Genomic DNA, 11779 nt, shown 5'->3' with positions numbered 1-11779 from the left:
TTCTCTTAACTTTGATGATCTTAAATGTGTTGGCTCAACTCGGCCCTCACTCACCGGTGCCGCCCGCCAGTGATTCCGTCCCTGTCGGCTGCGCTGTCGTTGGTCGCAGTTGGGCTACGAGGGGTGGAGGCGGTCAAGGCATGTGGGTCCCGGCGGCTTGGTGAAGGTCGGGCATGCCGAGGTTGATGACACGCTGCCGGTTGGCGAGGACGTCCATGGCGGCAAGTTTTTGGTCTGCGGCGGCGAGGGTGGCCTGGAGGCCTTCGACTTCGCCGAGCCAGCCGTGGTTGCGGGCTTCGTCGATGCGTTCGAGGAGGTTGCTGCGGATGTCTTGCAGGCGGGTCTTCTGGGCGGGGTCGGGGCGCAGGAGTGGGCAGCGGATGCAGGCGTGTTCGTGTTGGCAGCCGGTGCCGTACTCGCGGCCGCAGTCGCCGATGGAGACCTTGCGTTTGGCGAAGTGGCCGAGAAACTCGTCCCACTCCTCGGGGGTGATGTCGCGGTACTCCTCGCTGGGGCGGGCTTGGCGGCGGCGGGCGAGGAACCCGCGGTAGGTGTTGATCGCCTCGGTCGGGTAGGCGGCCTTGTAGCCGATCGTGGTGTTGATGTCGGCGTGGCCGACCAGGACCTGGGCGATGTGCGGTGGCAGTCCGTGCATGATCGCGTCGGTGATGAAGATTCTGCGGAAGTCGTGGGGGACGAAGCGCAGGGGTTGCTCGGCGGCGTCGGTCAGGCCGGTGGCGGCCAGGGTGGCGTCGAGCATGGTGCGGATGGTGATGTAGGGGATCGCGCGTTGCTCGTGGCCGTGCGGGCGTTGGAACAGGAACGGCATCGGTGGGCTCCACACCTGGTCGGCGGTGTGGTAGGCCGACACCAGCGGCAGCGCGGGCGCGCCGGCCCGGACCCGGTAGATGATGGCGGTGAGGACCTCACCGAGTTCCGGGGTGACCAGCAGAAGTCGTTCTTTGTCCAGTTTGGACGGTGCGATCTGCAGCAGGGGCACGATTTCGCCGGTGGTGGGCAGCTTGTAGGTGACGAAGCTGTGGTGGGTCAGCTCGAGCAGTTCCTCGATGCGGATGCCGGTGTGGCGCAGCACCTCGATCGCCGCCCACGCCCAGAACGCGTACTCCTCGTCGGCGGCCAGGTCCCGGCGCTTGCCGCTGGCGTCGTCGGCCCAGACGCGCACGCCACTGGAGGTCTTCTTGCGGTTGGGCCGGCGGAAGGTCTGCCCGTCGATGGTGAGCGTCGCGCCCGGGGTGGTGGCCAGGGCCGCGTCCAGAGTGCGCTTGGCTGCGTGCATGCGCTGTTCGGCGGTGCGTACCAGGGCGGGCAGGACGGGTAGCCGTTCCCGGGTGCGCTGGTCTATGCGTGCTTTGCGGTGCGCGTCACGTTTACGGGTGTTGGTCTCCGCGGCGCTGATCGGGCACGGCGCGACCCACGGTCCCCACCGGCTGGGTTCCTCGATCGCCCACTGCGCGAGGTCCAGGTAGAGCGACCGGACGGTGATGAGCACGTCGGCCTTGCCGTGCCGTTCCCGGATGATGCGGCCGTCCTTCTTGCTGCGGACGTGGTCCAGCCGCTGTTTCCACGCTGCGGCCAGCTCCGGCGGCAGGTGCAGCGTGTCGATGCCGGGGTGGTGGTCTTCCAGGTCGGCCCAGAACAGCTTGCCCAGCACGATGACCAGCTGCCGCCGGGTGGAGTAGTCCATGCCTTGGCACCGCTCGCTGATGTAGTCGATGAGCAGGTCCCGTACCGGCTGGCAGGCCAGCTGGTACTGGTCGATCAGTTCGGCGACGCTGCGCGGCCCGGGCGTGAATGCCGCGCGTAGGCTCGCCGGCGCCGCGGCGGGGAACACCTCCAGGTGGCGCAGCACCTGGTAGGTCAGCGCTGCCGCCGGGGCGTCGTTGCGGATGGCTCGTTCCGCCTGATGCAGCTCCAGGAAGTCGCCGACGGTGATGTCGGCGACCGTCCCGGCCTTGGCGATCACGATCCAGGTCAGCCGGCGCAGCACCCACTGCCGCATCGCGGTGGTGATCGCGGAGTTGGCTGCGCAGTAGGCGTCGACCTGGGCGAACCCGTCGGGATCCATGCACTGGCGGGCGGCGTGCAGCACTGCGGGCGTGTTCTGCCGCAGCAGCCAGCCGTAGCCGGGCCGGATCACCCCGGAGCCGGCGACGATCGGGTTGCCCAGCAGCAGTTCCTTGCCGTGGGCACTGACACCGGTGGGCCAGTGCACGTTCAACCACCCGACGGCGTGCTCGAGCCAGCCGCGGCCGAGGTCTTCCGCGCCGCTGGCCAGCCACCGCTGCTGCCAGGTCTGGCCGGGGAACGACGCCAGCCAGGCCAGCAGCTTGCGTGCCCCGCGCCGGCGGTCGAAGCTCGACGCGTCGGCGGCCTTCAGCGGCGGCATGCGTTCCAGAGCAAGTACGCCGGTGGCGTCCATCGTGGTCTGCGGCCAGGTTCCGGGCCTCGGTCGTGCCGGCCATCTCACCGCGGCCGCCACGCCGTCGCGGACCGGTTCGGACCGGCCGGGCACCGCGCGTCGGCGCGGGACCGGTGTGGCCAGGGTCGTCAAGATCATGGCAACCGTCGTCCCAGCAGCGCGTCCAGCACCTCGGGCCGGTAGCCGGGCGTGGGAGGCGGTGGCGGGACCGGTTCGTTACGGCGGGCGAAATGCGCCCTGGCGCGGGCGATGACCTCGTCCTGGCCGGGAATCATGTACCGCTGGGTGGTGGAGATCCGGGCATGGCCCATCACCCATTGCACGTCGGTCAACGGCATGTCCGGGTCCTGAGCCATCCGCGAACACGCGGTATGGCGCAGGTCGTGCAGCGACCAGTTGGTGCCCAGCAACGCGTTGGCCCGCCGCAGCACCGCCAGGCACGCGTGGTAGGTCAACGGCCGGAACGGCCGGCGCAGCGTCCACCACACCGGATCGTTGCGGCCGGCCGGCACCACCCCGCGCATCTGATGCTGGTAGCAGCGCAGCCACACGAACGAGTCCGGGGAGGCCGGCAACCACTGCAACGCCCGGCTGCCCTTGCGGATCACCCCGATCAGCTGATCACCGACGTTGACCCGGTCGCGGACCAGCCCGAGCAGCTCCTCCGCCCGCGGCCCGGCGGAGACGAACATGGCCAGCAGCGCCCGGTCCCGGTCGCTGTCCATCTTGGCGAACAGGTCGTTGAACAGCCCGTCCGGGATCGCCCGTGGGATGGTTTGCGGCTGGCGGCGCCGGTACAGCCCGGTGCGCTGCCGTGGCCATGGTTGCATCGGGTTGTGATGGGCGTGCGGGCGCCGATTCGACACCGGGAACGGGTTGATCACCGGTCCGCGTCCCATCGTGGCGTGGTAGTCGTAGAACGCCCGCGCCACGGTCTCGTTGTGGTTGTGCGAGGCCAACGACAGCGTTGCTCCCGGATACGGCTTGCCGGTGATCCGGTTGACCGACCCCGGCGGCGGGGTCGCCCGCTGGACCCGACGCGAGCGGCGAGGCTTGGGCGCATTCGACACCCACAGCAGGAAGTCCCGGGCATCCACCCGCTGCGCCCGGTCCCACGCCACCTCGACCGCCCACAGGAACCGGAACCAGCGCAGCAGGTCGTAGGCGTACGAGCGCAGCGTCGTCGCCCGCGAACCCCGCCCGGCCATCTCCCGCAGGTAGTCGGTGACCGGCTCCACCTCGCGGCCGTCGGCGTCCAGCAGTCGGTACGGGACCACCCGGTCCTCGACGTCCGCGACCCGACCGACCCGCAGCACCGCCAGTTTCACCACGTCACGTCCCGACACTCCAACCCCTTCTCGACCGGTAACCGAACACCGGGTCCAACGAGGGCTTCGAGCTGGGGAAACGCTGGAGTTAGTCAAGTCAACAAGTCGCCAGAACGGCGGTGAGGTGACCACGGCGTCGACGCTTTCGTCGGGCATCGCGGCGAGCACGTCGCGGGCGTTGCCCAGGTACAGCCGGACCGGTCCGGCCCGCCGGTACTCGAACCCGCTGAGCCGGTCGCCGGCAGCATCGCCTGGGGCGCTCATGCGGGCACCGCCCAGCGTTGCGAGTCCAGGAGCAGGCACAGCGCGGCGGCGGCCTGCTGCGGTACGACCCCGTTACCGAGGACCCGCAGGGCGCGGGTGCGGGGCAGCCCGAGCTGCGGGTCGGTGACCCACAGCTCGGGCAGGCCCATCAGCCATTCCACGAACGGTGGGGCGAGGACGGGTTTGCCGTGCCGGCCTGGCTGGGACGGATCCGGTACGGGCCGGCTGAGGAGGAGTTCCCAGCGGGCGACGGCGGTCGCGTACTCACCCCACCGGCCCTCGTTGAGCCGTCCGAGTTCGGTGGGCAGTCCGGCGACGGTGGTGGTGAGGTCGACGCCGCCCTCGCCGTGGTGACTGGCGCCGTGCCCGTCGGAGGCGCGAGGTGTGGGAAGCACCCGGACTGCGGCGGAGGGCAGGGTCAGGTCGCCGTGTGAGCCGCGTTGTCCGGGGCAGCCTTTCGTGCCGTCGGTGGCGCGTGGGGTGGGGAGGAGCCGGGCGGCGTCGGTGAGGGTCCGGCCGGCGTGTCCGTGGAGCGGGACGCTGCGGCCGGCGGTGGCGTTGGCCGACGCGCGGCTGTCGGCGACGGTCGGGGTCGGGAGGAGTTGGCCGCGTGCGAGGCTGTCCAGGCTGGGCCGGACTGCCGCACCGCGGGATGGGGACTGGTTGGTGCCGTACGGGACGGCGGTCGGGGTGGGCAGTAGGTGGTGGCGGGTGCCGCCGGGTTGGATGAGGTCGGGCAGGCCGTAGGGCAGGCCGACGCCGCGGCCGTCACGGGCGCACGGCGTGGGCAGGGTCGGCGGGTTCAGTGCCCGGTCTGAGGCGGTGTTGGTCGGCGGCCAGCAGGAACAGCCGGTCGCGGCGGTGGGCGGCGCCGATGTCGGATGCGCGTAGGCATGCCCAGCGTGTGTCGTACCCGATCTCGGCCAGGTCGGCGTGGACGACGTCGAACCCTCGGCGGAGGAGCGCGGCGACGTTTTCCACGAGGACGAGTGGTGGTCGTAGGACGCGAACGGCGTCGGCGACGGCGGTCCAGACGCTGGAGTGTTCGCCGGTGATGCCGGCGCGTTTCCCGGCGTTGGAGATGTCCTGGCAGGGGAACCCGGCGGTGAGGATCTCGACGGGTTCGACACCGGTCCAGTCGATGGTGCGGATGTCGCCGAGGTTGACGACGCCGGGCCAGTGCTGCTCACAGACGGTGCGGGCGTGCGGGTCGGTTTCGGCGTACCAGGCGAGATGTCCGCCGAGGACCCATTCGACGGCGAGGTCGAGTCCGCCGTAGCCGGTGCACAGTGACCCGATCCGCGGCCCGCCGCGATGCTCGGTGGCAGCGCCGGGATTTCGGGCTGTGCGGTCGTGGCCGGACGCGGCGCCGGTTGGGTGGGCACTCACGCCACCTCCCGCGCGCCGTCGCGGCCGTCGCTTCGACCGGTGACCGGCTCAGCGGTGGGCTCGGTGATCGGCTCGGCGGCGGTGTCCCCGGGGTGCGGGCAGGTCCACGGCCCGCACCCCAGAGCGTCGCCGTCACCGTCGCTGGCTGCCCGTTTCGGGCGCAGGATGACCTGGTCGAGCGGGACCCACTGGCGGTGCAGGAAGAACTGCCCGCGCAGTGGGTGCCCGTCGGCGTTGGCCCGCGCGGACCCGTGCCGAATCGCGGCGTCGAACGCGACGGCGTCGGCCCATTCAGCCGGACTGCCGGCGCGCAGCGACGACCAGAAATGATCATCGTGAAACGGGCAACCGAGTTCCCTGTCAAGTTCCAGCGTGTTGTGTTGGCGCTCCCTTCGATCGATGGCCGTTGGTGGAAGGTAGGGCGACCAGCCGGCCGGATCTTCCGGTGCCGGTGCGTAGTTCGTGGTTTTCGAGTTCAAGCACGTTGACGATTCGGGCGAGTGCGTCGTTCTCTCCTTGGAGTTTGTTGTTCTCCGCGACGAGTTCGGTGATTCGGCTCTGTGCCTTGGTGAGGTCGTCGCGGAGCTTGCGTTCGTTGTCGGGGACGTGGCCGCGTGCGCGGACGCGGGCGTAGAAGTCGTCCTTGAGGTCGGTGTGACGGTGGGTGAGCAGGTGCCGTTTGACGTTGGCCTCGTCTGCGAGCGCGACGATGGTGAGCGATCCGTTGGAGCGGCGCGGTGTTCCGGCTAGGAGCCGGTCGATCGCTGCTCGGATGGCGTCGCGGTCGGCGGTGGCGGATTGAGCGTTCATGAGTCCTCCTGATCGGTGGTGATGCGGGAAGTGCGGTGGTCTGAGGCGAGTTGAGCCAGGTGATCGGCCTTCTGCCGCAGCCGGTCGGCGAGCGGCTCGGGCAGCAGCGGTGAGCTCGCTTGGGCGCGGAGTTCGGTTGCGGCGTTCTCGATCTGGCCGGCGTGCTCGTCGGTGCGGGCGATGTTGGCGCAGTTGCTGCGGCAGCGGTCGAGGCTTGGGGTGGTCTGGCCGCCGCGGCTGGGATGGCAGAGCGCCTTTGCGCGGTCGTAGTTGCAGAACAGGAAGGCTTCGCTGTTGTGGAAGACGTTGAGCGCGGGGTCGGCCAGCAGGCTGCGGGCTTGGCGCGTGGTGGTGACCAGGCCGCCGAACCGGCGGTGTTGCGTGCCGGCGGCGTTGATCAGGCGACGCGCGGCTGGTCCGGAGATGCCGCCGCCGTTGTCGAGGGCTTCGTGGACGTCGGTCAGGTCCTGGGCGACCGTCCGGGCGGTCTCGAAGTCGAGGAGTTCGTGGATGCCGTTGCGGGATCGTGCTGCGTAGCCCTCGCTGATCAGGGTGCGTAGGTGGCCGTATTGCACTGCCAAAGCGACGAGCCCGCCGGGTCGTCGGGCGATGTGCCAGGCGAGTGTGCGCCGGAACCGGCCGAGGCTGATGGCGCCGTGGGCGTCCGCCGGGATGGCCTCGGCCTCGCGTCCGCGTGACTGGGCATGCTGGTTGACCCACTCGATGAACGCCTTGACCCGGTTGTGGACCGTGACCGGTGAGAGCGAGCGCCCGGTGCGAATCTCGCTGGAGCGACGGTCTTCGGCCATCGTGTCGAACAGCAGCCGGCTTCCTTGGCTGAGCCGTTCCATCACCCGGACGGCGGTGACCACGGGAGGGACCGCGACCCACGGGACTCGAACGGCGCCAGCGGATTGGTGGACGCCGTCCTCGTCGAGGGCGTGTTTGAACTGCCGCCCGTGGATCAGCGAGTGGGCGGGCGGGTCCTCGTCCGGGGCGGTGTCCTCAAGGGCCGTCGCGTAGATCAGTTGTCGTCCCGAGCCGGTCGCAGGCGGCTGCGGGCAGCAGCCTGCTTCCAACGCCAGGACTTCACCGGGACGCATTCCGGTGAGGTAGGCGATGACGACGAAGCAGGCGGTGGAGAGCATCCGGACGAGGTTGTGCCGCTCGTAGTAGAGGAACGGCTCGTGCCAGGGCTGCCCGTCGAGCTGGCCGGTGACCGGGGTGTCCAGCGGGGCTGACACGTGGTGATCTCGGAGGTATTCCCGCCAGATCGGCTGCTTCAGGGTCGCCGCGACTGTGCGTGTCGGTGTGCGGGTCTTCGCGGCGAGGTAGATGATCGCTGCTCGGGCTGGCAGTCCTCCGGCGAAGATCACCGGGATCGGGTCGCCGGCCTGCTTGGTCGCGTGCAGGTAGCGCAGCAGCTGGTCGCTGCCTGTGGCCGTCGGGGCGGAGTCCGCCGCTGCGGCGGCGGCGGCCTCCATGATCTGTTCGCGTTCTTGGTGCGCGTTGAGAATGTCGTCGGCGAACTGCTCGACGAACCGCAGGGACCACACCAGCAGCGGTCCCATCGTCTGCGGGGTGATGGGCTCGGTGAGGTTCTCGCCTCGGGACGACGCGGCGGGCAGGTAGTCGTCGTGGCCGTCGCTCAGCCAGGGCGGCTCGGTGAGCCTGTTCGCGGACGGCAGGAAGGCGGTGCCGTAGAAGTGCAGCCGAGTCAGCGTGATCAGGTGGCTGCAGGCGGTGTTGCGGGACATGCCGCGCTGTTTGTCGAGGTGGTCGGCGAACGCGGTCAGGTCGTCGGCGGTCACGGCCGCGAGGGTGGGGATGCCGCGTGCGACGAGCCAGTTCGTGAAAACGGCCCACTGCTGGATGGTCTTGAAGGTCCGATCGGCGCTGAGCCGGGCTCGCATCGGCGCCCCGCCGTGGGACAGGGGGACCGTGCGGGGAAGCGGCAGTGTGATGAGCGCCCAGGCCGCGTGCCGGAACGCCTCGCGGTAGGCGCCAGGGAACCACTTCTTCCAGTAGACGATGCCCTCGCGTGTGGACGGGTTCTGGCTCAGGGCCAGCAGCGACCATCGGTTGTCGCCGTAGCGGGGGACGGTTGCTCGCCGGTGCGGCTGGACTTGGTCGGGGTCGAAGACCCAATCGTGTGCCGCAGGGACGGCGCGTGTCCCGGGCGGCAGGTTCAGGGCGTGGGTCATGAGTCGAAGCTCCGTCGCAGCAGTTGGTTGACGCGGTCGCGGTCGAGGGCGGTGATCTGGCGCAGCGCGTCGTCCCATTCGGTGCTGGTGAAGTGCGGGCCGGCTATCAGGTCGTGCAGCCGCTGGAACGGTGCCGCCCAGTCCTGCTGCCAGATCTCCGGTTCCAGGACGGTGCGCAGCTCGCCGAGTGCCTGGTGTAGATAGGCCAGCCGGGGCAGGTGGCGGGGTGTGACCACCGCGTTCGGGCAGGCGGTGCAGGCCAGGAACGACGCCCGGCATGGCTCTCCGGGCTCGCTGAACGGGCTGGTGTGGTAGCCGGTGCAGCCGGTGGTGGCGGTGTCACGGCTCGGGTCGCTGTCGGTGCGGCTGGCCCGGGCGCGGAAGGTCGTGTAGGCGGCCGCGATCGCGTCGGCGACGCCGGCGCTGATCTTCGGTGCGGATTCGGTATGGGTGCGCGGGTCCGGCAGCACGTAGCGCGTGTCGTGGGTCTCGCGGGTGTGCTGCGTCGGCGTGCGGCGATGCGCGATCACGACGGTTCTGCGCAGCCGTCGCAGATTGAGGCTGACCCCTTCGCCGAAGCTGGTGCGCCGGTTGTGCCAGACGTTGTCCTGCCAGCCGGTCTCGAACAACCGGCTGGGATCGCCCGCGACGCTGCGGGGACTCCATCCACGGCGCCAGATGATGAGCCGATCGGATGGCGTGCCCAGGCGGGCGAGTGTCTCCCGGGCGGCCCATGTTGCCTCCAGCGCCTGGGTCACCAACCGGCCGGGTGAGTTCGCGCCCCAGTCGGCGAGGTTGCGGGTCTCGAACTGGGAAGCGGCACCGCGGCGCCGTTTCTCCAGCTCGATCCGGTGGATGATCTGGTCGGGGTTGCCGGCGTCCGGGGTGGAGTCCGGAATCCTCAGCTCCATTACCGGGGTGACGTTCCAGCCGTGGGCACCCACGAACAGCACGACCAGCGAGCACGCCTCCTCCCCGCTGAGGAACAGCCGCATCCAGGTGTGCTCAGGCCCTTTGCCGCCCAGCGCCGTCGCGTAGGCGGACACGATGCGTTTTCTGCCGTCCGTGCCGATGTAGCTGGGCGCTTCGCCGCATCGGACAAGGTGGTCCAGTGCCTCGCCGACCAGGTGCTCGCGGGTGGCCGGCGCGAACTGGCCCGCTCGCCACCGTTCCAGGTGCTCGCGGCCTTGCCGGATCCGTTGCAACGCGGCCCGGAACCGGCGTGCCGCCGCCTTCTTGAGCTCGTCGAACTCGGCGTCGGAGTACGCGGTCTCACGGACCACCGCGTTGGGGATGCGCTGGGTGAGCAGCAGCAGCCGCGTCTCGTGCGGCAGTTGCGGATGATCGCGCAGGAACGTCGCCATCTTGCGCAGCTGCACCGGTCCCACGGTGGTGTCCGGTCGGCTCAACTTGAACGCCGCCCACACGCCCGGCGTCAGGTCTTTGACCGCGCTCGGCGGCGGTTGCAGCGTGGCCACGAACCGGGCGAAGTACAGAGCGATCAGCCACATCTCCCGGCTGGAGGCGATGCTGCGCCATGTCCCGTCCGGGCCGACGCGTCGGGCGAAGGTCTCCGCGAACTCCCGACGCAGCTGGGCGGCCACCGGCAGCGACCCGAAGTCGTAGACCGCGGATCGTTCGCCGTCCTCGGCGACGTGCCGAACCACCAGCTCACCGGCCGCCAACGGCTGCTCACGCTGGTGATCACCGACCGGCATCGCGGCGGATCTGCCCCGGGGGCTCACCAGCCGCCCTCGGTGTCCATGACCCGCTCGGACTGCCGGGCGATCTGGGCCAGCAGTTCGGTCGCCCCGCCGTCGACCTGCTCCTGCAGCAGCGATCTGACCTGCAGATCGGAGACCGGGGCCAGGTAGATCGAGCGGGTGGTCTCCTCGCTCGCGTGATCGAGAAGGTTCTTCACCAGGCTCCACGCGTCGCCGTAGAGCAGCCGGAAGTCGTGCCGCTCCTCCACGCTCAACCCGAACCGGTTGTCCAGCGCGTGCTGCAACGCCACCAGCATGTAGAGCGCGAAGGAATGCCTGGCCATATGCGGTGTGAAGAACGGTGTCTGCCGCACCCGGCCGGCCAGCTGCACCTCACACCGTTGCGACGCCGCCCGGTAGACCGCCTCCCACGAATGCGGCAGGAACGGCAACCCGTCCTCGGCCAGCCACAACCACAGCGGCTCCAAACCCTGCTCACTCTGGACGAACAGCCAGCGCCGCTCCTCAACGTCCAGAGTGGTCACATGACGCCGCACCACCTGGCCATCGCCCAGTCGGCAGTGCAGCACCCGCCCGGCATGGCCGGACCGGTCCACCACCACCATCTGTTCGGCGCCGAGCTCATACCGGCCGTGCGCCTGCGCTCGCCGCACCGCGGCCCGGCGCGTGGTGTTCACATACGCCCACACCGCACGCAGCGCGTCTGCGGACACGTAGAACGTGCGTTCGCGGCGGCTCTTCGTGGCCTCCCTGCCCAGCCGGGCATCGAAGTACAACCGGTCCGAAGCGGCCATCTCCGGCACCTCGATGGTCAGTAACGAGCCGCCCTCCGAACGGCGCATGCCCGAGGAGAACAGCACGTCGGAGTACGCCGCATTGCGGTCGTCGTTGCGGCCCCGCCACCGCGGATCACGCCGGCCGTCCGCGTCGTAACCGCGCAGCCCGACGTCACGCCACAGCCGATACGCCCGCGGCGTCAACCACTTCACGTTGCTCGACCGGACGGCCTTCGCCCGCGCCGCCGGCACCCGGACCAACTCGCCGTGCCGCCCGCGTACCTCACGCTCCGTCACCGGGCTCACGGGCAGGAAGCCCCGCCGGACGGCCCAGCCGTACAGCCTGCCAAGGGCCGCCAGCTCCCGATTCCACTTCGCCCCGCTGATCCGCCGCGGATTACGCGTCGACCAGCGCCGCCAGTCCTCGAAGTCGAGCAGGTCCTCCGCGGTCGCGCGGTCCCAGCCCTTACCGCGCGACCACAGGAAGTTGAAGAACAGGCAGCAGTCCCCGGCATAGTTTCGCCTGGTCTCCCGGGCCAGCCGGGCGAAGGACGAGCGCGTCAGGTACAACGTCAGCCGGGCGTCAACCCGCTGGTCAGGATCCACCAGAAACACATCGCCGGGATCGATCCGGCACGCTGCCTCACGCTCACCAAGATCGATCCATCGCTGGAGCACGGGGTGATCACTTGCTACCACAGCGCCGTTCCTCGGCACCCAATGCACACGCCACCGGGAGATCAACTTTGCAACACTGAGAGTCATCACACGAAGATCTAATAGGGAAACCCAGGCAACTCGACTTCGGCGTCCCCGGCAGGCCATACCGCTCGAGGTAGGCGAC

Annotated in this window: 8 protein-coding genes; all 8 read right to left on the bottom strand. The window is 69.8% G+C overall.

All coding sequences use genetic code 11. The features are described 5' to 3' along the window. Nucleotides 1-133 precede the first annotated feature (133 nt). A complete protein-coding gene (locus AB0M46_RS49550; RefSeq protein WP_363348411.1) occupies nucleotides 134-2407 on the bottom strand; it encodes a tyrosine-type recombinase/integrase in 2274 nt (757 codons plus the stop codon). 167 nt (nucleotides 2408-2574) lie between these two features. Then, on the bottom strand, nucleotides 2575-3786 hold the full coding sequence (locus tag AB0M46_RS49545; protein ID WP_363348409.1) for a tyrosine-type recombinase/integrase: 1212 nt from the start codon (nucleotides 3784-3786) through the stop codon (nucleotides 2575-2577). Nucleotides 3787-4028: 242 nt separating this feature from the next. Continuing rightward, nucleotides 4029-4427, bottom strand: coding sequence for a hypothetical protein (locus AB0M46_RS49540; RefSeq protein ID WP_363348407.1), 399 nt, complete (start codon nucleotides 4425-4427; stop codon nucleotides 4029-4031). A 373-nt stretch (nucleotides 4428-4800) separates the two neighbouring features. Then, nucleotides 4801-5421: a DNA (cytosine-5-)-methyltransferase gene (gene dcm, locus AB0M46_RS49535; protein ID WP_363348405.1), complete on the bottom strand. Its 621-nt coding sequence runs from the start codon at nucleotides 5419-5421 to the stop codon at nucleotides 4801-4803. Nucleotides 5422-5781: 360 nt separating this feature from the next. After that, entirely contained in the window at nucleotides 5782-6231 is a 450-nt protein-coding gene (locus tag AB0M46_RS49530) for a hypothetical protein (protein WP_363348403.1), read from the bottom strand. Next, nucleotides 6228-8435 carry a hypothetical protein gene (locus tag AB0M46_RS49525; RefSeq protein WP_363348401.1) on the bottom strand — a complete coding sequence of 736 codons (2208 nt, stop codon included), beginning with the start codon at nucleotides 8433-8435 and terminating at the stop codon, nucleotides 6228-6230. Before AB0M46_RS49525 ends, AB0M46_RS49530 begins: the two co-directional genes overlap by 4 nt. Next, nucleotides 8432-10153: a hypothetical protein gene (locus tag AB0M46_RS49520; RefSeq protein ID WP_363348399.1), complete on the bottom strand. Its 1722-nt coding sequence runs from the start codon at nucleotides 10151-10153 to the stop codon at nucleotides 8432-8434. Before AB0M46_RS49520 ends, AB0M46_RS49525 begins: the two co-directional genes overlap by 4 nt. A gap of 23 nt (nucleotides 10154-10176) precedes the next feature. Then, nucleotides 10177-11779, bottom strand: a 1603-nt coding sequence (locus AB0M46_RS49515) for a site-specific integrase (protein ID WP_363348397.1), incomplete at its 5' end; no start/stop codon positions are given.

It is taken from the genome of Dactylosporangium sp. NPDC051485 (assembly GCF_040682015.1).
GTDB lineage: Bacteria > Actinomycetota > Actinomycetes > Mycobacteriales > Micromonosporaceae > Dactylosporangium.
The sequence above is the reverse complement of the archived record's forward strand: the minus strand, read 5'-3'. Positions and strand labels throughout refer to the sequence as shown.

Excerpts from the sequence above, each read along its gene's own strand:
- AB0M46_RS49525 (WP_363348401.1), bottom strand. The coding sequence starts at position 8,435 with ATGACCCACGCCCTGAACCTGCCGCCCGGGACACGCGCCGTCCCTGCG.
- AB0M46_RS49530 (WP_363348403.1), bottom strand. The coding sequence starts at position 6,231 with ATGAACGCTCAATCCGCCACCGCCGACCGCGACGCCATCCGAGCAGCG.
- AB0M46_RS49520 (WP_363348399.1), bottom strand. The coding sequence starts at position 10,153 with ATGCCGGTCGGTGATCACCAGCGTGAGCAGCCGTTGGCGGCCGGTGAG.
- AB0M46_RS49550 (WP_363348411.1), bottom strand. The coding sequence starts at position 2,407 with ATGCCGCCGCTGAAGGCCGCCGACGCGTCGAGCTTCGACCGCCGGCGC.